We start from the raw sequence: 21444 nt of genomic DNA on the forward strand, positions 1-21444 counted from the left end.
GGCGTCCCCGTCCGACCCCAGTATTTGCCGGGTTGCATGTTTTTTAAACCCCGCAACGGCCGGGGTCAGACCCGACAGGGTCTGACCCCAAAAAAAATGCCCCGCTCGCGGATGCGGCGGGGCACTCACACGGCGTAGACGCCCTGTGCGTATCTGATTATTTCAAATGATCGGAGATCAGTTTCGTCATTTCAAACATGGAGACTTGGGCTTTGCCGCCGAAAACTGCTTTCAGCTTGTCGTCCGCATTGATCATGCGGCGGTTGGCCGGATCTTGCAGATCGAGTTTTTTGATGTAATCCCATACCTTTTTGGTCACTTCCGTGCGCGGCAGTGGTGCTGCGCCAACAACGGCGGCCAGCTCTTTCGATGGCGTCATTGCTTTCATGAATGCTGCGTTTGGCTTGCGTGGTGTTGCCGGTGCTGCCGCTTTCTTCGCCGCTGCTGGTTTAGCTGCTGCTTTGGCTGCGGGTGCTGCTTTCTTGGCGGCTGCAGGCTTGGCTGCTGCTGCTTTGGCTGGCGCTGCTACTGGGGTTTTTTTGGCTGTTGCCATCTTCGAGCCTCCTTAACAAACACATGGGAAATTGCGCAATTAATCGCACGGCTAATATTGGTGTGGATTTACCTTGTATGCAAGTGTTTTTCACGTTTTCACGAGGAAAAAGCAGGGAAATGGCAATGCTGTCGCCCGGGCGCACCGCTTGGGAGCGCAGAACGGCGTTTTTGCCCGTAAATGGCATGGTTGCTGGCTATGCGGGAAGGGGCGCTGCCGGGGGAGGGAAGAGTGATGCCGGACACATGAAAATGCAATCCGGCATTATTTAGAACGGTGTTTTTAGGGTTTCAAACGAAGATGCCGCGGCATCTCGAAGGCGATCAGAATCCCCGTGAGCGGGGATTCTGACTCCTTACCTCATTCCCGGCATCATGCCTTTCATACTGCGCATCATCTTCATCATGCCGCCGCCCGACAATTTCTTCATCATCGTCTGCATTTGCTCGAATTGCGTCAGCATGCGGTTCACTTCCTGCACCTGCACGCCGGCGCCGGCGGCGATGCGGCGCTTGCGCGTGGCCTTGATCAGTTCAGGCTTGGCGCGTTCCTGCGGCGTCATCGAATCGATGATGCCGCACATGCGGCGCACCTGCTTGTCGGCTTGATCCATGTTCTTGCCGCCTGCGGCCTGCTGGAACTGGGCCGGCAGCTTGTCCATCAGGTTGGCCATGCCGCCCATTTTCTTCATCTGGCCCAGTTGCGCCTTGAAGTCGTTCATGTCGAACTTGCCGCCGACCTTGATCTTCTGCGCCAGGTCGGCCGCCGCCTTGCTGTCGACGCCCTTGCGCGCCTCTTCGACCAGGGCGAGGATGTCGCCCATGCCCAGGATGCGGTTGGCCATGCGGGTCGGGTCGAACGCTTCCAGGCCGTCGAGTTTTTCCGAGACGCCGGCAAACTTGATCGGTTTGCCCGTGATGTGGCGCACGGACAGGGCCGCACCGCCGCGCGCATCGCCGTCAAGCTTGGTCAGCACGATACCGGTCAGCGGCAGCGCATCATTGAAGGCCTTGGCCGTGTTGATGGCGTCCTGGCCCAGCATGGCGTCGACGACAAACAGGGTTTCGATCGGTTTCACGGCGCCGTGGACGGCGGCGATTTCGCGCATCATCTCTTCGTCGATACCGAGACGGCCCGCCGTATCGATGATCAGCACGTCGTGGTAATGCTTTTTCGCCCAGTCCAGCGCGGCCAGCGCGATATCGACCGGCTTGTCCGTGCTGGTGGACGGGAAGAAGTCGGCGCCTACCTGGGCGGTGACCGATTGCAGCTGGGCGATCGCGGCTGGGCGATACACGTCGGCCGAGACGGTCAGCACTTTCTTCTTCTTTTCTTCCTTCAGATACTTCGCCAGCTTGCCGACGGTGGTGGTTTTACCCACACCCTGCAAACCGGCCATCAGGATGATGGCGGGCGGCTGCTGCGCAAAGCTGATCTGCGACGCTTCCGGTCCCAGGTCGGCGCCCATCAGGGCGGCCAGCTCGCGCTGCACCACGCCCACCAGGGCCTGGCCTGGCGTGAGCGAGGAAATGACATCCTCGCCCATGGCTTTTTCTTTGACTTTGGCGATGAATTCGCGCACGGCGGGCAGGGCGACGTCGGCTTCGAGCAGCGCCAGGCGCACTTCGCGCAGCATGTCGGCGGTGTTCGCTTCGGTCAGGCGCGCCTCGCCGCGCATGGTCTTGACGACTTTGGCAAGCCGTTGGGTGAGATTATCTAGCATGATGAACCTGCAATGAAAAGCTTGGGAGTGGGCGGCGAAAGCCGGACGATGGGCGCCATTTTACCTTATCGCGGGTGGCTGGCGGTCCCGCGCTGCGCCGCCTGGCGGTTGGCCTGCTTTTGAATTAGTTGGTATTTCTGGCAATGCCGCGATTGCATGAATGGCAGGAACGCGGTTAGAATGAGAATAATTCTTATTTACATTCTCGGGCGCCGCACGCCCGGGCGGAAAGGGATGCCATGTCGGCCGCCGATTTTGCACAGCAACAAGACCTGCACGCGCTCTACAGCAGCCATCACGGCTGGCTGCAGGGCTGGCTGCGGCATAAGCTGGGCAATGCAGGCGACGCGGCGGACCTGGCGCAAGATACCTTCATCAGCGTGCTGACGGCCGATGCCGCGCCGCAGATCCGCGAAGCGCGGCCTTTCCTGGCCACCATCGCGCGCCGCCTGGTGGCGCACCGCCACCGCCGGCAAGTGCTGGAAGATGCGTATCTGGAGGCGTTGGCCTGTTTGCCGCCCGAGCTGGCGCCCGCGCCCGAGGAACGGTTGCTGGCGCTGGAAGCCTTGCAGGAAATCGACCAGGCCCTCGACGGCTTGCCGGCGCCCGTGCGCACGGCGTTCCTGCTGGCGCAACTGGAGGGCCTCAGCTATGCCGAGATCGCCGCGCGCCTGAACGTGTCGGCCAGCTCGGTCAAGCAATACCTGACGCGCGCCAATCGCCAGGTGTTTTTCTCGCTGCCGGCATGAGCACGGTGGGGAATGCTGCGGCCCCGGCGGCCATCCGCGAGGATGTGCAGCAGCAGGCGGCCGAGTGGCTGACCATGCTGATGTCGGGCGAGATGGACGCGGCGCAGCACGCCGCATGGCAGCGCTGGCGCGAGGCCGACCCTGAACATGAACGGGCCTGGCGGCATATCGAAGCCGTATCGCAGCGCTTCAACGGCTTGCACCGCGGTGCGGCCGCGCAGGCGCTGGCCGGCACGCAGCAGCAAGCCGTCAACGGCAAGCGGCGCCAGTTGCTGGCGTGGCTGGGCGTGGCCGCCGGCGGCGGCATGCTGGCCGCGCAGACGGATGCCTGGGATGGCGTGCGCGCCCTGCGCGCCGACTACCGCACGGCCACGGGCGAGCGGCGCGAGGTGGTGCTGGACGATGGCAGTGTGCTCAGCCTGAATACGGGGTCGGCCGTGAACGTGCGTTTCGATGCCAGCCGCCGCCTGATCGAGCTGCTGGCTGGCGAGATCCTCGTCACCAGCGGCCATGGTGCCGGCAGCGGCGCGCCTTTGGTGGTGGCCACGCGCGAAGGCCTGGTGCGCGCGCTGGGCACGCGCTTTGCCGTGCGCCAGCAGGATGACTACAGCACCGTGGACGTGTTGGAAAGCGCCGTTGAAATCCTGCCCCGCGATGGCAGCGGCGCGCCCTTGCTGCTGGCGGCTGGCCACGGCGTGGCGTTTTCCCGCCAGGCGCCTGACGCGCCGCACGCCATCGATGCGTATGCGCACGCCTGGTCGCGTGGGCAACTGATCGTCGACGACGTGACCCTCGGCGATTTCCTGGCCGACCTGGCCCGCTACCGCCCCGGCGTGATCGATTGCGCACCGGCAGTGGCCCAGCTGCGCCTGTCGGGCGTGTTCCCGCTGGCCGACACCCAGCGCATCCTGAACATGCTGCCCAATTCCTTACCAGTGCAGGTGCGGAGCCGCACGCGGTATTGGGTCAGCGTCGAACCGGCGCCGTAGCACCCCACAAAAAATACTTGCAGCCGGACTGCCCGTTTTTCGTTTTCGCGGCACCTACAGAGTAGGGCGCCTGTTTTTCACCGTCTGATGACGCCACTACTATCAGGAACTTGCATGTTTCACGCTTTGAATTTTGTCAGTTTGCCATCTCATCACTGCGCATTGCGTCCGCTGGCGCAAGCGGCTGCCGCCCTGTGCCTGGCCGCCAGCCTGCCGGCGCTGGCGCAGCAGGCCACGCCTGCCATCCCTGCTGCCGAACAGACCATGCTCGGCGTGTCCGTCACGGCAGGGCGCGATGCGACAACAGAAGGCAGCGGCTCCTACACGACAGGCGTGAGCAATACGGCCACCAAGCTGAACCTGTCGCTGCGCGAGACGCCGCAGTCGGTCAGCGTGCTGACGCGCCAGCAGATCGATGACCTGGGCATCACGACCCTGGACGATGCGGTACAGTCGATCACGGGATTGGTCATGCAAAAGGGCAACTTTACGGGTGATTCGGGCAGTTTCAGCGCGCGCGGTTTCCCCGTCGAGAACATCCTGTTCGACGGCTTGCCTACCAGCCTGGGCGCGAACGGCACCTTCAATGGCGACAATGACGATCTGGCCATCTACGACCGCATCGAGGTGGTGCGCGGCGCCACGGGCTTGATGACGGGCAGCGGCACGCCCAGCGCGGCCATCAACATGGTGCGCAAGCGCCCGACGGCCATGCCGCGAGCGTCATTCTCGGCCAGCGTGGGTAGCTGGAGCAACTACCGCCTGGAAGCCGATGCGGCCAACGCGCTCAACGAAGCGAAGACCCTGCGCGGGCGCATCGTCGCGACGGTGCAGGACAAGAAGGATTTTGTCGACGTGCTGCATGGCCGCAATCACCAGCTGTACGGCATCATCGAGGCGGATCTGCGCCCCGACACCACCTTGACCGTGGGCGCGCATTACCGCAAGACGGATAACGACGGCGTCGCGACGGGCGTGGTGACGGCCGCCGACGGCAGCTTCTTGAATTTGCCCCGCTCGACTTACCTGGGCACCGACTTCGATGGCTGGCGCCAGACGGATAAAACCATCTTCGCGGAACTTGAACACCGCTTCGGCAATGGCTGGAAGGCCAAGCTGGCCGCCACGCGCAAGACGCCCGAGATCGACACGACGTTTTCCGGCATCAACCGTCGCGGCGACACCCTGCGCTTCAATTCGCAAAGCTACCGCGCCGAACTGGCCAATACCAGCTACGACGCCTATGCCAGCGGCAGCTACAGCCTGTTTGGCCGCGAGCACGAGCTGACGGTCGGCGCCAGCCACCGCCGTTCGTCGAAAAACAGCTATGGCGGCTGGGCGGCGTACACCCGGCAAGCGAGCGCGCCGGTGATCGACCCCTACCACTGGGATGCGGGCGGCGTGGCGCGCCCCGTCATCAATTACGCGCAGTGGGGCACGGCCAGCATTACCGAGCAAAGCGGCGTGTATGCGGGCACGCGCATGCGCCTGGCCGAGCCGCTGTCGCTGGTGCTGGGCGGGCGCGTGAGCTGGTACAAGGACGATGCCGGCTACTCGGTGGCGCGCGAATTCACACCGTACGCCGGCGTCGTGTATGACCTCGATAAGCAGCATTCCGTGTACGCCAGCTGGACCGAAATCTTCCAGCCGCAAGCGGCCACCGACGCCAATGCGCAGCCATTGAAGCCGGTCAGCGGCACCAACTATGAAGCGGGCGTAAAAGGCGAATACTTCGGCGGCGCCCTCAATGCCAGCGCGGCCGTGTTCCAGATCCGCCAGCAAAACCGCGGTGTGGACGACCTGGCCGGCCCGGATCCCTGCCCCGGCAGCACGTGGGGCTATTGCCAGCGCGCGTCGGGCGAAGTGCGCAGCGAAGGCGTGGAGCTGGACGTGGCGGGCGCGCTGACGCCCGACTGGCAGCTGTCGGCCGGCTTTACCTATGTGAAGGCGCAATTTACGCGCGACAGCGATCCGGCCAATATCGGCAAGGATTTCAACAGCCGCTATCCGCGCCAGCAGCTCAAGCTGGCCACCAGCTACCGCCTGTCCGGCGCGGCGCAGGGCTGGCGCATCGGCGCTTCGGTGTACGGGCAGGGCGCGACCGAGTCGAAGGAAGGCACCTACCATCTGCGCCAGGGCCGCTACGCGATCGTGGGTCTGAACGCGGCGTGGCGGATCGACAGCCGCGCCGAGCTGCGCCTGAACGTGAACAATGCGCTCGACAAGCGCTACTACCAGAGCATCTACTCCGATGTGGTAGGCAACCTGGTGGGCACGCCGCGCAACCTGATGCTGACCTTGAACTACACACTGTAAATAATCGCTTTTGAATGATCTATCTTGATGAAGGATGCATGGCTTATGGAAGTGCAGTTGAATCTGGCCCGCGATGGCGCGCGCCAGCGTATGCCGCAGGGAGCGCCGCGATGATGAAATCGGCCCACATGATGTTGTTCTCGCGCGTGCTGGCCGCCATCTTTGGCGGCTATGCACTGACGTCCGGCGTGGCCGTGCTGCTGGCCGCCGTGCTGCCGCTGTCGCGCGCCGAAGCCGTGCTGACGGCCACCCTGAGCGCCTTCGTCGTCTACACCTGCGCCGTGATCTGGGTCTTTGCCGTGCAGGATCTGCGCCGCGCCTGGCTGGGCATGCTGCTGCCGGCCATCGTCTGCGGCGGCCTTGGCCTGCTGCTGTCGCGAGGTGCCGCATGAACGCCGTCAAGGTAGATAAAGTGGTGAAAACGCCGCAGCAGGGCGGCTTGCGCCAGGCCATGGCCTGGCTGCATACGTGGAGCGGCCTGTGGATTTCCTGGCTGCTGTTCGCCATTTTCCTGACCGGCACCCTGGCCGTCTTCGACGACCCGATCGGCCACTGGATGACGCCCGAACACGCGCTCGAAGAGGCGGCGCATGCGAACGATCCGCCGCTGCCGAAGGTCACGGACCGTGGGCACCGCCTGGAACTGGCGCTCGACTTCATGGCCAAGGAACATCCGAAGGCGGACATGTGGGAAATCTGGCCCGTGCAGCGTCCCGGCCACGGCTTGTCCACCTACTGGTTCCAGCCCGCCGGCGGCTACGGCTCGGCGGACCTCGATCCGCTGACGGGCGCCGTCATCGAACATGCGCGCGAGGAAAATGCGCGCGCGACCATCGGCGGCCACCATTTCGTCGATTTCCACTACGAGCTGCACGCGGGGCGCATCGGCGTATGGATCGTCGCCATCACCACCATGATCATGCTGGTGGCGCTGGTGAGCGGCGTCATCACGCACAAGCGCATCTTCAAGGATTTCTTCACCTTTCGCCCGGCCAAGGGCCAGCGCTCGTGGCTCGACGCGCACAACGCGGTGGCCGTGCTGACCTTGCCGTTCCAGTTCATGATCGCCTACACGGGCCTGGCCTTCTTCAGCGATGACTATGTGCCGGCCCCCGTGGTGGCGCAATACGGCATGGACAATGCCAAGAAAGCCTTTTTGGCCGACTGGAACGATGTGGGTAAACCCGTGAAAACGGGCCAGCCGCTGGCCATTCCCGCGCTGGAATCGTTCGCGCTGCGCGCCGAACAGGCCATCGGCCAGGAAATCCGCGCCGTGGTGCTGGACAACCCGAACGATGCGTCCATGCGCGTGTGCATGTACGGCTGGAATGAAGATACGGACACGATGGAACGCCTCAGCGCCAACACGGGCCGGGCCTGCTATGCGCTGGCCACGGGCGAGCAGGTCGCCTTGCGCCTGCCGGGCGAGTCGGATACGGGCGGCGCGGGCCTGACGCGCGCCGTCATGTCGAACCTGCACATGGTGGGCTTTGGCGGCACGCCGATGCGCTGGCTGTACTTCTTCTGCGGCCTGGCCGGCACGGCCATGATGGGCACGGGCGCCATCCTGTTCATGGTCAAGCGTCGCCAGAAGTCCGGCGGCGAGTTCGGCGCCTACACACAGCGCGTGTACCGCGTCATCGCCTGCCTGAACGTGGCGGCGATCGCCGGCCTGTCCATCGCCTGCGTGGGTTTCCTGTGGGCGAACCGTTTGATCCCCGTCGGCATCGAGCACCGCGCCGGCTGGGAATTGCGGGCCTTCTTCGGCGTGTGGTTTGTGATGCTGGTGCACGCCTGCCTGCGTGCGGAAAAGCGCGCGTGGATCGAGCAACTGGGCTTGCTGGCCGCCCTGTGCCTGCTGCTGCCGGTGCTCAATGTACTGAGCACGGGCGATAACCTGGCGGCGCAAATCGCGCGCGGCGACTGGGAAAGCGCCGGCGTGGAGCTGGGCAGCATGGCCTTCGGCCTGCTGGCCGCCTGGGGCGCATGGAAAGTCCACAAGCGCAAGGAAAAACCGCTTAAAAAGGCCGCGGCCAGGGAAAACGCCGCGCCCACGGCCAGCCTGCACGTCACTACGGAAGGACAGTCATGATCAATACCATCCTGTGCGCGCTGGGCCTGTCGTATGCGGGCATGGCCAGCCTGTCGCTGGCGATGGACCGCCACCATGGCCAGGTCTGGGGCCGGGACGCGGCGCCAAACGTGCGGCGCGCGCTGCAACTGGCCGGCACCGTCCTGCTGGCGCTGGCCATCTGGCCCTGCGTGGCCGGCTGGAGCGCCACCGTCGGCGTCGTCGCCTGGCTGGGATTCATCGGGGCGGGCGCGCTGCTGGTGGCCCTGCTGTTGCCGTATGCCCCCCGCTTGCTGTTTCGTAGTTCCCTGCTGGCAGCCGTCGCCGCGCTGGCAGGTCTTGTGACGTTCCTGCGGTGATGTTCACCGCCATTTTCAAGGATAGACTGATGCACTTTTCACGCCTGGCGACACCGATTGATGTGTTGAATGTATTGAAAGCGGCTGCCTGATGGCGGCCCGCCTGCCTACCCGCCGCGCCCGCATCCTGGGCGGCGTGGTCTTGCTGGCGCTGTTCGGCGCCGGCGCACTGTGGGCCACGCGCGGCCCGAAAACCGTGTTCGACACGGCGCCCGTCAAGCGGGGCAACATTGAGGCCAGCGTCACGGCCATCGGCACCCTGCAGCCGCAAACCTATGTCGACGTGGGCGCGCAAGTGTCGGGCCAGATCACGCGTTTGCACGTGCAGCCGGGCAGCGCCGTGGAAAAAGGCCAGCTGCTGGCCGAGATCGACCCCAGCGTGCAGCAAGCCACGGTCGACGCGGGCCGCGCCGCGCTGGCGGGCTTGCGCGCGCAGCTGGCCGACCAGCAGGCGCAGCACCGCCTGGCGGGCCAGCAGCATGGCCGCCAGAAGCAGATGGCCAAGTTCGACTCCACGCCCTTGGCCGACCTGGAAACGGCCGAAGCCACGCTGGCCTCGGCCGGCGCCAAGATCGACCACCTGAAGGCGCAGATAGCCCAGACCCAGGCCAGCCTGAAGGCGGACGAGGCGCGCCTCGGTTACACGCGCATCTACGCGCCCATGGCCGGCAAGGTGGTGGGCCTGGATGCAAAAGAGGGGCAAACCCTGAACGCCACGTACCAGACGCCGAACATCCTGCGCATCGCCGACCTGTCGGCCATGACGGTGTGGACGGAAGTGTCGGAAGCGGACGTGCGCCGCGTGCGCCCGGACATGCCCGTGTATTTCACCACCCTGGGCGGCGACCAGCGGCGCTGGAGCGGCAAGGTGCGCCAAGTGCTGCCGGCCCCGCCGGTGCCAGGCGGTTCCGCCGCCGGCACGGCCCTGGCGCCGTCGACCAGCAAGGTGATCTTGTATACAGTACTGTTCGACGTCGATAACGCCGATGGCGAACTGATGCCGCAGATGACGGCGCAAGTGGTATTCGTCACGGCGGCGGCGAACAATGTGCTGGCCGTGCCCTTGCCGGCCCTGAAACCATCGACGGAAGAAGGCGCCAAGCCGGGGCAGTTCACGGCCCGCGTGATGGATGTGGACGGCAAGGTCGATACGCGCGCCGTCACCGTCGGCGTGCGCAACCGCCTCAGCGCGGAAGTGCTGCAAGGCTTGCGCGAAGGTGAATTGCTGGTCACGGGCGAACAGCCGGCCGGCAGCGGCAGCAGCAGGTTCCAGCTGTGAGCGCGATGAGCGAGGCCGCGTCGCTGGGGCAAGCCGTAGAAGCTGGCCAGCCGGTTCCTTTGATTGAACTTGCCGGCATCCGCAAGCGCTACGGCGGCCATGACGGCGCGCCGGCCGTGGAAGTACTGCGCGGCCTGACCTTGTCGATTGGCGCCGGCGAATTCGTCGCCATCGTCGGCGCGTCCGGTTCCGGCAAGTCGACCCTGATGCATTTGCTGGGATGCCTGGACCGTCCCAGCGACGGCACGTACCGCTTCGCCGGCCAGGACGTGGCCAGCCTGAACCCCGATGAACTGGCGTGGCTGCGGCGCGAAGCGTTCGGCTTCGTCTTCCAGGGTTATCACCTGATCGCCACGGAATCGGCGCGCGAAAACGTGGAAGTGCCGGCCCTGTACGCGGGCATGCCGGCCGCCGCCCGCCATGCGCGTTCCGCAGCGCTGCTCAAGCGCCTGGGACTGGGAGAACGGCTCGATCACCGGCCGAACCAGTTGTCGGGCGGGCAGCAGCAGCGCGTGTCGATCGCGCGCGCGCTGATGAATGGCGGGCGCATCATCCTCGCCGATGAACCGACGGGGGCGTTAGATAGCAGCAGCGGCGCCGAAGTCATGGCCCTGCTGGGCGAACTGGCCGACGCGGGCCACACCATCATCCTCATCACGCATGACCGCAAGGTGGCGGCCCAGGCGCGCCGCGTGATCGAGATCAGTGATGGCGAAATCGTCGAAGACTCGGGCGCCATCGCCATTCCCGCCACGTCGACGGCCTTGCCGCCGCTGGACATGTCGCGCGTCGCGCATGACACGGGGGCCTCGCTGGGCACGGAATTGCTCGACGCGGCGCGCGCGGCATGGCGTGTGCTGTGGATCAACCGCTTCCGCACAGGCTTGACCTTGCTCGGCATCGTCATCGGCGTCGCCTCGGTCATCGTCATGCTGGCCATCGGCCTGGGCACACGCCAGCAGGTGATGGCCCAATTGGGCGCCTTCGGTTCAAACTTGCTGTACATGGCGTCGCGCGGCGAAAGCTCGCGCATTCCGGGACGCAGCATCACCCTGGCCGACCTCGATGCGCTCAAGGACGTGCCGGGCATCACCCACGTGCTGCCGAATGTCACGGGCAACAAGGTGATACGCCACGGTAACCTCGACGTGCAGACCTATGTGCGCGGCACGGGGCCGGCCCTGCCGCAGATCCAGACCTGGCCCGTGGCCAAGGGCGGCTTCTTTACCGAGGAAGACGAGCGCGAGATGGCCACCGTGGCCGTGCTGGGCGCGCACCTGGCGGAAAAACTGATGCCCGACGTGGCCAATCCCGTGGGGCAGAATATCCTGATCGGCAATGTGCCTTTCCAGGTGATCGGGGTGATGAGCGCGAAGGGTGCGCTGACGGGCGAGAAGGATGAAGACGACGTGCTGCTGCTGCCGTTTTCCACGGCCGGCATCCGCGTCTTCGGCCAGCGCGAGCCCACGTACACCGTCATGGCGGTGGCTGACGTCAAGCGCGTGACGGAGGTGGAGGCGGCGGTCGACGCCACCATGTTCGAGCGCCACCGCATCCGCGACTACGGCATCAGCAACGCGGCCGCCTCGATCGCCGCCGAAGCCAAGACGCAGGACAACATGACCATGATGCTCAGCCTGATAGCCGCCGTCTCGCTGGTGGTGGGCGGCATCGGCGTCATGAACGTGATGCTGATGACGGTGCGCGAGCGCACGCGCGAAATCGGCATCCGCATGGCGACGGGCGCGCGTCGGCGCGATATCCTGCGCCAGTTCCTCACCGAAGCCGTGCTGGTGTCGGTGGTGGGCGGCGTGGCTGGCATCGTGGTCGGCGTGACGGTGGCCGGCTTGCTGCTGGTATGGGACGTGCCGGTGATTTTTTCCCTGAGCGCGATCGCCGGCGCATTTGCCTGCGCCGTGGTGACGGGCCTGGTGTTTGGCTTCATGCCGGCGCGCAAGGCGTCGGGACTCGACCCGGTCGTGGCGCTGGCTGGCCAGTAAGGCCGGCTGTTGTAAAAACGCCGGCGCAGTGCCTGCCATCGCGGCCAGGCATTGCGCCGGCGTTGTTGTTTCGGCTAAAATGAGAATAATTCTTATTTGCATTGGTGCCAGGCGCCTGACAGGAAAGGATGCCCATGTCGGCCGCCGACTTCGCCCTACAGCAAGACCACTCTTCTCCCACGCATGCCGCCCAGGCGCTGTACCAGCAGCACCACGGCTGGCTGCATGGCTGGTTGCGCTACAAGCTGGGCAATGCCGCCGACGCGGCCGACCTGGCGCACGACACCTTCATCCGCATCCTGGCGCGGCGCGACCTCGGCGCCATCAGCCAGCCGCGCGCCTACCTGACGACGGTGGCGCGCGGTATCCTGATCAACTGGTACCAGCGCCAGGCGCTCGAACGCGCCTATCTTGACGCCATCGCCCTGCTGCCCGAAGCGCAAGCGCCTTCATGCGAAGACCAATTGCTGATCCTGGAAACCCTGCACCAGGTCGACGCCATGCTCGATTCCCTGCCGGCCGCCGTGCGGCGCGCCTTTCTGCTGTCGCAGCTGGAAGGGTTGACGTATGACGCCATCGCCGCGCGGCTGGACGTGTCGCTGGCCAGCGTGAAGCGCTATATGAAGCAGGCGTTCCTGGCGTGCCTGCGGCTCGATGGCGACTAGCTTGGGCGCCCGCGTTCCCATCGATCCGCGCGTGCTCGAACAGGCGGCTGACTGGCTGATGCAACTGCACTCGGGCGCGGCCAGCGCGCAGCAGCGGCGCGAATGCGAACGCTGGCGCGCGAGCGACCCGGAACATGCGCGCGCCTGGCAGCGTGCCGAGGCGCTGCTGGGCAAGCTGGGTGGCCTGCCGCCGGAGCTGGCCATGCCGGCGCTGGACCGGTCCCGCGCATCGCGAACCTTGGCGCGCCGCGCCGCGCTGCTGAAACTGGCGGCCTTGCTGGCCGTGGTGCCCGGCGCCTGGCTGCTGATGGAGCAGCAGGGCTGGCGCCATGACTACCAGACGGCGACGGGCGAGCGGCGCGACATCGTGCTGGCCGATGGCAGCCGCATCAGCCTCAACACGGCCACCACCCTGGACGTGCAATTCGATGGCGCGCAGCGCCTGCTGACCCTGCGGCGCGGTGAAATCGCCGTGCACACCGCCCGCGATGCGCAGCGCCGCCCCTTCTTCGTCGCCACCGCCGAAGGCCGCCTCGAAGCGCTGGGTACGGTGTTTTCCGTGCGCCAGGAAGACGGCCAGACGGCGCTGGCCGTGCGGGAAAGCCGCGTGCGCGTGCTGGCGCGCAGCGGTGCGCAGCACATTATTCCTGCGGGGCGGCAGGTAGCTTTCACGGCGGCGGCCATCGGCGAACCAGCTGCGCTGGACGCCGGCGCGCTGGCGTGGCGGCGCGGCATGCTGCTGGCCGACGCCATGCGTTTGCACGATTTTGCGCTGGAACTGGGGCGTTACCGGCCGGGCATCGTGCGCTGCGATCCCCGCGTGGCCAATGTGCGCGTCTCGGGCGCCTTTCCCATCACGGACACGGATGCGGCGCTGGTGATGCTGGTGTCGACCTATCCGGTGGCGGCGCGCACGCGTCTTGGCGGCTACTGGGTCACCCTGGATGCGCCAGAATAAATAGTTGAAGAAACCTGACACTTTTTTCGCGCCGGGCTGGCAAGGGGAGGAAGATCCCATTGCCATGTAAAGGAAACGTCATGCCCGCCGCCCCCCTCCGTTCCATCGTTTTTCTCTCCGTCCACCTTGCCATGCTGGCCATGGCTGCACCGGCCCATGCGGTGTCGCTCGACGCGCCCGCCGCGCGCAGCATTGAACTGCCGGCCGGCCCCCTGGGCCGCAATCTCTCCACCGTGGCCGTCGAAGCGGGCATCGCCCTGTCCTTCGATCCAGCCCTGACGGCGGGGCTGAGCAGTCCCGCGCTGAGCGGCAGCTATACCCCGCGCGCAGCGCTTGCGCGCCTGCTGGCCGGCAGCGGCCTGGAAATCACCGGCCGCAGCGACGGCAGCTACACCTTGCAAAAAGCGCTGCCCGCCACCGCAGCCACCGCTGCCAGCGCCGCCGGCGCCGCCGGCGAACAAACCCTGGCCGCGATCCGCGTGCGCGCGCGCCGCGCCGCCGATGGCAGCACGGAAGGAACGGGCTCGTACACGAGCCGCGTCACCAGCATCGCGTCGAAGACGGACCAGTCGTTCCGCGAGATTCCCCAGTCGGTGTCGGTGGTGACGCGCCAGCAGCTCGATGACCAGGACGTTAAGGATATCGGCGGCGCCATGGCGCTGACGCCGGGCATCACTTTGCAGCGCGTAAACGGCCACGCCTACAATTTCTACTCACGGGGCTTCCAGATCAACAGCATGCAGATCGATGGCGGCGCGCCCTTCAATATCGGCAGCTACACCGCGACGGCAATCCAGGACATGGCGATGTACGACCGGGTCGAGGTGATGCGCGGCGCGTCTGGCCTGCTGGCCGGTGCCGGCGATCCCGGCGGCATCATCAACCTGGCGCGCAAGAAACCGCTCGAGCACCGGCAGCTGACGGCCGGCTTGTCGGCGGGCAGCTGGAGCAATTATCGCGCCGACATCGACGCCACGGGCCCGCTCACTGACGACGGGCGGCTGCGCGGGCGGGTGGTGGCCATGTATGAAAATGATGGCTCCTTCATGCGCCACTTCCGCACGGAAAAGGCACTCGTGTATGGTGTGCTGGAAGCGGACCTGCCCACGGGATCGCTATTGACCGTGGGCGGTTCGCATGGCAAGCGCGATACGACTGGCAGTGGTTCCGGCTTGCCCCGCTATGCGGACGGCGCAGATGTGCACTTGCCGCGCTCGACCAACCTGAGCCAGCCTTGGGGCTATGTCGACAATGAGGTCACGGAACTGTTTGCCCAGCTTGAACACCGTTTTGCCACTGGCTGGAAGCTGAAATTGAATGCCAGCCATGTCGAGCAGAGCGCCAAGGGGCGCGGCACGTTTACCACTGGCGCCGTGCAGCCCGGCGGCAGCGACGGCGTCGTGTGGGCCGGCACGCGTAACAATGCCTGGAATCACCAGAATGTGCTGGACCTGAACCTGACGGGCAATTTCAAGCTGCTGGGACGCACGCATGAGTTGCTGCTGGGGGCCGACCGGCAGAAGGTCACGAGCTACTGGGATTCGGCCCGGCAGACGGGGGCGGGCATCACGCCGGCCAATCCCTTCGATCCCGATGCCACGCCCTGGGCGGGTGGCGATAATGGCCCTGTCTGGTACCGTTTCCATCCATGGGAGCAGGAACAATATGGCGCTTACGGCACCGTGCGCCTGCATCCCAGCGACCAGTTGCACGTGGTGCTGGGCGCGCGCCTGGCCCGCTACAAGTTCAAGCAATACGTGGCATCCCTGGACGGCGACACGGGAAGCTGGTCGCCCGATTCGGACAGCCGCTTCAGCGAGCCGACCAAGCTGACGCCGTATGGCGGCATCATTTACGACCTCAATCCACAGTGGTCGGCGTATGCCAGCTATTCCGCCATCTTCAAGCCGCAGGCGCTGTACAAGGCGGGGCCAGTGCCGGGCACCTCGCTCAAGCCCATCACGGGCAAGAGCTATGAAGGCGGCCTCAAGGGCGAATTGCTTGAGGGCCGACTGAATGCCACCTTCAGCCTGTTCCATGTCGAACGCAGTGGCGAGGCCGTGCTTGACCCTGGCTATCCGGAAGAAACCGACCTGTATGCTGGCAATTGCTGCTATTTGCCGCAGGGCAAGGTGACCAGCCGCGGCGTGGATATGGAAGTGGGCGGCGAACTCTTGCCCGGCTTGCAGGCCGCCGCCGGCTATACCTTTAACCACAGCAAGAATGACAGCACGGGCTTGCCTTTCAGCAGCATCACGCCCAAGCATCTGTTCAAGCTGTCGACGGCGTACACCTTGCCTGGCGCCTGGTCGGCCTGGAAGGTGGGCGGCAATGTCGCCATCCAGAGCGCCAACTACACGAGCGGCACGGTGGTCACGCGCGATGGCGGCGAGCAGGACTTTCAGTTTACGCAGGGCGGCTATGCCGTCTGGAGCGCTCTGGCGCAGTACCGCATCGATCCCCGCTGGTCGCTGGCCCTGAACGTCAATAACGTCTTCGACAAGCGCTACTATGAAAAGACGGGCTACACGGGGGGCGGCAACTGGTATGGCGCGCCACGCAATGCGAGCCTGACCCTGCGCGCCACGTTTTAAGCAGGATGGGCTGGCCAGGGCAAAAAAATGTTGCCCTGGCTCCAACACGCGGTACTATCTCCTGATAATAAAAGCAGTGTTTCGCGTGCCCTTGCGGGCACACACCAACCACCACAGGAGAACCCGATGCAGAAAAAATCAACTTTGAACAAAGTGAGCTTGAAGAGCGGTATCGCCGCCGCCCTCGTGCTGGCCTTCGGCATGGGCGCCGTGCAGGCGCAGGAGGTCGTGCGCCTGGGTAATTTGAAATTCGCCCATTACGGCGCCGTATCGTACATCAAGGAAATCGCGCCCAAGTGCGGCATCAAGGTCGAAGAGCATATCTTCGCCAAGGGCCTCGACGTGATGCAGGCGATTATCGCGGGCGAGCTGGACGTGGGCGCGACGGCGTCCGAAGCGGCCATTTCCGGCCGCGCCGGCGGTGCCCCGATCTACGTGGTGGCCGGTTTTGCCAAGGGCGGCGCGCGCCTGGTGGCGGGTGCGGGGCAAAAAATTACCAGCGTCAAGGAACTCAAGGGCAAGCGCGTGGGCGTGACGCGCGGCGGCATCCAGGAAGTGTTGCTGCTGGCCGAGCTGTCGCAAGCGGGCCTGACGTATTCCGAAACCAAGGGCAAGGACGTGCAACTGGTGTTCCTCGCCTACGCCGACTTGAACCAGGCGCTGATGGGCAAGAATATCGACGCCATGATGCAGTCGGAGCCGCAATCGTCGCAGGCCATCAACAAGGGCTTCGGCACCGAAGTCATCAAGCCGTACGACACGCCGATCGGCGAACCCGTGCGGACCATGGTGATGACGGAAAAGTTTTACAAGGAACGCCGTCCCGTGGCGGAAAAATTCATGCGCTGCTTCGTCGAAGCCACCAAGACCTTTATCGACAACAAGGCGACGGCGGAAAAGTATGTGCGTGAAGTGGTGTTCCGCGGCCAGATCACGAAGGATGACTTCGACGACGCGATCAGCAATTCGCCGTATTCATATGACATCTCGCCCGAGCATATCCAGATCACCACCGACGTGATGGTGAAAACGGGCGTGGGCCGCATGACGAAGCCGCCCGTGGCCAAGGACTGGGTCAAGACGGACTTGCTGGAACAGGCGAAAAAGAGCCTGAACGTGAAGTAAATCAGGCCGCCATGAAAAAAACCTCCGGACCAGCGATGGCGCGGAGGTTTTTTGATGGAGGAGTGGCCTTAGCGGGCGTTAAAACCCATCCAGCCCTTCTCGGTCTGGCGGAAGCTCAGCGTGTAGATGCGGGTCAGCTCATCGCCTTTCTTGAGCTGGCGGTTGATGATGGCGCCGTAATTGTCTTGCACGATCTGGTCAGACCACTGCAGCAGGTTCTCGAAACGCTCGGCCGTCATCGCCGCCTGGCGTGCCAGCAGGGGCGCGGGGATCGCCTTCTTTTCCTGCTGCTGTACCCAGAATTCGCGGAAAACCTTGTTTTCGCCGCCCATGCTGCGCGCCATCAGGCCCAGGCCCATGGTCATGCCCACGGAGCCATCCGTCTTCGCCTCCGCCTCGAGCTTGTTGGCCACGTCGGCCAGCAATTCCAGGTAGCCCACCTTGGCGCGCAGCACGGCCGAGCCCTTGATTTCGTACTGTTCGTTTTCTTTCCAGCCATTCAGCTTTTCCAGCTTCGCGATGTCGAAGTATTCCTTGTACAGGTCATAGCTCTGGATGGACGTACGGAAGTATTCCTCGTACGTGGATTGGGAAGGCGCGTCTTTCATGCAGCCGCTTAATAGAGTGCAGGCGGCCAGCAGGAGGCAGGTCCAGGACAATTTTCGAAAAGACATGGCGAGGGGCGGTGGCGTAAGGGTGGATAAATATTGCTATGTGGACATAATTATAGGACTGGCTCATCGGGATGGCAACGCGCCTGCGGCGCGGCGACCGTGCGCCGCAGGAAAGATTGCCGAAATCTTGAGGGTGCGCCACCCCGTCATGCCTCAGGCGCGATATCATGGCAGGCTTGCGGCATTGGATGGCGGCGTCGTGCCTGTCACCCGGGCTGTCGCCTGAATCGCGCTTGCCGGCTATGGTGTAAACTTAAACTATGCAGATCTATTTCTTTTTCATCGCCGCCCTGTTGTACGCGGCGTGCGCGGTACTTCCTTCTTCCCGTGCCCGGCTCATTGCCGGCCTGACCGGCGTCGCCTGGCTGGCGCACGCCGCCACCCTGTGGTTCGACCTGATGGCGCCGGGCACCTTGCGCTTCGGTTTTTCCGCCATGCTGTCGGCCGCGCTGTGGGTGTCGGTGGGCGCCTACTGGATAGAGAACCGCAATTTCAGCCTGGATGGACTGCGCCGCATGGTCATGCCCAGCGCCGTCCTCGCCATCGGCCTGGCCTGGGCCTTTCCGGGCAGCCAGGTCAACATGGAAGGCAAGTCGGCCGTCTTCGGCTGGCATATTGCCGTGGCCGTGCTCGCCTACAGCACCCTGACGATTGCCGCCTTTCACGCCGTGCTGATGGCGCTGCAGGAATCGCGCTTGCATACGCGCAGCGAAAGCCGCGGTTTCATCGGCACGGCGCTGGACCAGCTGCCAGCCCTGCTGACGATGGAAAAGCTGCTGTTCCGCATGATCGGCCTGGGTTTTGTTTTGCTCAGCCTGACCGTGCTGTCGGGCATCGTATTTTCCGAACAACTGTTTGGCAAGGCCTTGAACTGGGATCACAAATCCGTGTTTACCATGCTGTCGTGGCTGCTGTTTGCCTCGCTGCTGGCAGGGCGCCGCTTTCGCGGCTGGCGCGGCAAGACGGCTCTGAGCTTTACCCTGGCCGGTTTCGCCACCTTGCTGCTGGCCTATGTCGGCAGCCGTTTTGTACTGGAAGTGGTTTTACACCGAGGATTCGCATGACACGTGTTTTATTCTGGCTGGCGCTGGTGTTCCTGGTGCTGTTTGCTATCCGCAGCAAGATCCGTGGCATGCAGCAGCGGGCTCGCGCGCAGCAGCAACAGCAGCCCAATCCGTATGCGTCGCCCGCGCGGCCGCAGGAATTGCCGGATGCCGAGCTGATGCTGTGCTGCGCCCATTGCGGCGTGTATTACCCAGCCTCGGAAAACGTGCAGGCCAAGGGCCACGATTACTGCAGCCACGCGCACGCCACGGTGTAAGGGCAGGCCGGCAGGTTCGCGCGCGTTGCTCAGCCGTATCGTAACGTCGTCCGGCATCCGTCCGGCGTAGCATCTGCATGAGGCGCTTCGTCGCCGCCATTGCGGAAAGGCGCGCTCCCCATGTCAAGTCCAAGCCCCCGTCCCAGTCCCAGCCAGCATCCTGTCGCCGGCATGCCGCCGGCGCCGCAACTGAGCGGCAATTCGCTGCCAATGCAGGCGCTGCGCGCGCAGATCGGCCGCATCGCCCGCTGTGGCGCGCCTGTGGCCATCCGTGGCGAATCGGGCACGGGCAAGGAACTGGCGGCGCGCGCCATCCATGCCCAGGGCGCGCGCGCCAGCTTCCCGTTTATCGCCGTCAATTGCGGCGCCATTCCCGAAGCGCTGATGGAAGCGGAATTCTTCGGTTGCCGGCCGGGCGCCTATACGGGTGCGCTGCACGAGCGCCAGGGTTTGTTCCAGGCGGCCCATGGCGGCAGCTTGCTGCTTGACGAAGTCGACGACCTGCCGCTGGCCATGCAGGTAAAACTGCTGCGCGTGCTGCAGGAGCGCCGTGTGCGCAAGCTGGGCGGCAGCAGCGACGAAGCCGTCGACGTGCGCATTCTGTGCGCCAGCCAGCATGGCCTGGCGCGCGGCGTGGCCGCCGGCACGTTTCGCCAGGACCTGTTTTACCGTCTGCATGTGATCGAGCTGGCGCTGCCGCCGCTGCGCGAGCGGCGCGGCGATCTGCAGGTATTATGTGAGGTGATCCTCGCGCGCCTGTCGCCACGCCGGACAGTGAGCCTGGCGCCGCCGGTGCTGGCGGCCTTGGCCGCGTATGCGTTTCCCGGCAATGTGCGCGAACTGGAAAACGTGCTGGAGCGGGCACTGGCCTTTGCCGACGGCGGCGTGATCGCGCTTGACGGACTGGCCTTGCCGTCCGTTGCTGGCAGCATGCCCTTGCAGGCGGCGCCGGCACTGCCGGCCTTGCCGGAACGGCAACTGTGCCTGCCCGGCATGGCGGCGCATGGCGTGGCCCCCGTCCTGCCGCTGGACGTGTATTTGCGCCAGGCCGAGCGCGACATGATCATGCTGGCGCTGGTGCAGGCGCGCTACCACCGCGCACGGGCGGCGCGCCAGCTGGGCCTGAGCGTGCGCCAGTTGCGTTACCGCATGCAGAAATTGACGATACAGGAAAGCCTACTTGATGCGCGCATGGACGATAGATGAAGACGGCTGGTGCGATGGCGCGCTGCGCTACGACTCGCCGCACCACGACGCGCGCCCGGACGGGGTGCAAGTCGACTTGCTGGTGATCCATAACATCAGCTTGCCGGGCGGCCACTTCGGCGGGCCGCATGTGTCGGACTTGTTTACGGGCCGGGTAGATTATAATGCCGATCCTTCTTTCGCCGACCTGCGTGGCTTGCAGGTGTCGGCGCACTTTTTTGTGCGGCGCGATGGTGCGCTGCTGCAATATGTTTCTGCTGATCAACGTGCCTGGCATGCGGGCGCTTCCACCTTCGAAGGACGCCCGCAGTGCAATGGCTATTCCATCGGTATCGAAATGGAAGGCGCGGACGATGTACCCTTCCAGCGGCGCCAATACCATGTGCTGGCGGCGCTGACGGCGGCGCTGGTGGCGCGCTACGGCTTGTCGCAGGTGCGCGGCCACGAGCATATCGCGCCGGGGAGGAAGACGGATCCGGGGCCATTTTTCGACTGGTCTTTTTACCAAGAGTGCTGGCTGGAAACCTTGCGCGGGCAGCCTGCGTTAGCGCTTACTTCGCGGGGATTGGGCTTTCCATCCATACCCTGAAAAGTCAACCGAAATCGTATATGAAAATACAAAAAATTACGCCGACGGATGCCGGAAAACTATTGCATCGCCCTTCGATGGGCACTACAATTAGTGCAGAAGTTGGACGTAAAGACTATATGTAGTGCCATCACAGACGTTTTCAGAATTATTGTCAAAGCTACCCGGATTGCTGATAAAGCACTGGAACTGGCGGTTCACCACCCTTGATCGTGTTTCGCGCCAGCCGGGCAGTGCGGTGTGGCGAGATGGATTCTGACACTGTTTTATGCA

19 protein-coding genes are annotated in these 21444 nt (G+C 64.6%); 16 read left to right on the forward strand and 3 right to left on the reverse strand.

Features of this window, described 5'->3' with window-relative positions; all coding sequences use genetic code 11:
* Positions 1-157: 157 nt before the first annotated feature.
* Together HWE17_RS00430 and ffh are read right to left on the reverse strand one after the other, a co-directional pair.
* The gene (locus HWE17_RS00430; protein WP_071653383.1) at positions 158-553 is read right to left on the reverse strand and encodes an SWIB/MDM2 domain-containing protein; all 396 of its coding nucleotides are present in this window, start codon (positions 551-553) and stop codon (positions 158-160) included.
* A 355-nt stretch (positions 554-908) separates the two neighbouring features.
* Complete coding sequence (ffh, locus tag HWE17_RS00435; RefSeq protein ID WP_034746567.1) at positions 909-2276, reverse strand: signal recognition particle protein; 1368 nt, start codon at positions 2274-2276, stop codon at positions 909-911.
* A gap of 239 nt (positions 2277-2515) precedes the next feature.
* Between ffh and HWE17_RS00440 the strand changes: the two genes are divergently transcribed.
* The 12 genes from HWE17_RS00440 to HWE17_RS00495 all read left to right on the forward strand — a co-directional run bounded on the left by HWE17_RS00440 (position 2516) and on the right by HWE17_RS00495 (position 17381).
* Positions 2516-3025 carry a sigma-70 family RNA polymerase sigma factor gene (locus HWE17_RS00440; RefSeq protein WP_035822162.1) on the forward strand — a complete coding sequence of 170 codons (510 nt, stop codon included), beginning with the start codon at positions 2516-2518 and terminating at the stop codon, positions 3023-3025.
* Complete coding sequence (locus tag HWE17_RS00445) at positions 3022-4014, forward strand: FecR domain-containing protein (protein ID WP_176387381.1); 993 nt, start codon at positions 3022-3024, stop codon at positions 4012-4014. The genes HWE17_RS00440 and HWE17_RS00445 overlap by 4 nt, the downstream gene beginning before the upstream one ends.
* A 114-nt stretch (positions 4015-4128) precedes the next feature.
* On the forward strand, positions 4129-6330 hold the full coding sequence (locus HWE17_RS00450) for a TonB-dependent siderophore receptor (protein WP_176387382.1): 2202 nt from the start codon (positions 4129-4131) through the stop codon (positions 6328-6330).
* Positions 6331-6440: 110 nt separating this feature from the next.
* Positions 6441-6722: a hypothetical protein gene (locus HWE17_RS00455; protein WP_176387383.1), complete on the forward strand. Its 282-nt coding sequence runs from the start codon at positions 6441-6443 to the stop codon at positions 6720-6722.
* Entirely contained in the window at positions 6719-8422 is a 1704-nt protein-coding gene (locus HWE17_RS00460; RefSeq protein WP_176387384.1) for a PepSY domain-containing protein, read from the forward strand. Before HWE17_RS00455 ends, HWE17_RS00460 begins: the two co-directional genes overlap by 4 nt.
* Positions 8419-8760 (forward strand): DUF3325 domain-containing protein, encoded by a 342-nt coding sequence (locus tag HWE17_RS00465; protein WP_035822157.1) that lies wholly within the window; start codon positions 8419-8421, stop codon positions 8758-8760. Before HWE17_RS00460 ends, HWE17_RS00465 begins: the two co-directional genes overlap by 4 nt.
* Before the next feature lie 91 nt (positions 8761-8851).
* Positions 8852-10039: an efflux RND transporter periplasmic adaptor subunit gene (locus HWE17_RS00470; RefSeq protein ID WP_051959104.1), complete on the forward strand. Its 1188-nt coding sequence runs from the start codon at positions 8852-8854 to the stop codon at positions 10037-10039.
* Positions 10040-10044: 5 nt separating this feature from the next.
* Positions 10045-12039: a MacB family efflux pump subunit gene (locus HWE17_RS00475; protein ID WP_176387385.1), complete on the forward strand. Its 1995-nt coding sequence runs from the start codon at positions 10045-10047 to the stop codon at positions 12037-12039.
* Between the two features lie 134 nt (positions 12040-12173).
* Positions 12174-12704 carry a sigma-70 family RNA polymerase sigma factor gene (locus HWE17_RS00480; protein WP_176387386.1) on the forward strand — a complete coding sequence of 177 codons (531 nt, stop codon included), beginning with the start codon at positions 12174-12176 and terminating at the stop codon, positions 12702-12704.
* Positions 12694-13662, forward strand: a complete 969-nt coding sequence (locus HWE17_RS00485; protein WP_176387387.1) for a FecR domain-containing protein — start codon at positions 12694-12696, stop codon at positions 13660-13662. Before HWE17_RS00480 ends, HWE17_RS00485 begins: the two co-directional genes overlap by 11 nt.
* A gap of 80 nt (positions 13663-13742) precedes the next feature.
* On the forward strand, positions 13743-16256 hold the full coding sequence (locus HWE17_RS00490; protein WP_176387388.1) for a TonB-dependent receptor: 2514 nt from the start codon (positions 13743-13745) through the stop codon (positions 16254-16256).
* Positions 16257-16457: 201 nt separating this feature from the next.
* Positions 16458-17381 (forward strand): ABC transporter substrate-binding protein, encoded by a 924-nt coding sequence (locus tag HWE17_RS00495; protein ID WP_099401804.1) that lies wholly within the window; start codon positions 16458-16460, stop codon positions 17379-17381.
* A gap of 68 nt (positions 17382-17449) precedes the next feature.
* Here HWE17_RS00495 and HWE17_RS00500 read toward each other — a convergent pair whose 3' ends face one another.
* The gene (locus tag HWE17_RS00500) at positions 17450-17989 is read right to left on the reverse strand and encodes a hypothetical protein (protein WP_035822144.1); all 540 of its coding nucleotides are present in this window, start codon (positions 17987-17989) and stop codon (positions 17450-17452) included.
* Between the two features lie 326 nt (positions 17990-18315).
* Here HWE17_RS00500 and HWE17_RS00505 point away from each other — a divergent pair, with 326 nt between their 5' ends.
* The 4 genes from HWE17_RS00505 (at position 18316) to ampD (ending at position 21171) form a co-directional block, all read left to right on the forward strand.
* Entirely contained in the window at positions 18316-19119 is an 804-nt protein-coding gene (locus HWE17_RS00505) for an inner membrane protein YpjD (protein ID WP_176387389.1), read from the forward strand.
* The gene (locus HWE17_RS00510; RefSeq protein WP_035822137.1) at positions 19116-19376 is read left to right on the forward strand and encodes a PP0621 family protein; all 261 of its coding nucleotides are present in this window, start codon (positions 19116-19118) and stop codon (positions 19374-19376) included. The genes HWE17_RS00505 and HWE17_RS00510 overlap by 4 nt, the downstream gene beginning before the upstream one ends.
* A gap of 120 nt (positions 19377-19496) precedes the next feature.
* Positions 19497-20582, forward strand: coding sequence for a sigma 54-interacting transcriptional regulator (locus HWE17_RS00515; RefSeq protein WP_176387390.1), 1086 nt, complete (start codon positions 19497-19499; stop codon positions 20580-20582).
* On the forward strand, positions 20560-21171 hold the full coding sequence (ampD, locus tag HWE17_RS00520; RefSeq protein ID WP_035822135.1) for a 1,6-anhydro-N-acetylmuramyl-L-alanine amidase AmpD: 612 nt from the start codon (positions 20560-20562) through the stop codon (positions 21169-21171). The genes HWE17_RS00515 and ampD overlap by 23 nt, the downstream gene beginning before the upstream one ends.
* Positions 21172-21444: the final 273 nt, after the last annotated feature.

This window comes from Janthinobacterium sp. BJB401, assembly GCF_013372745.1.
In the GTDB taxonomy this organism is placed as follows: Bacteria; Pseudomonadota; Gammaproteobacteria; order Burkholderiales; family Burkholderiaceae_D; genus Janthinobacterium; species Janthinobacterium rivuli.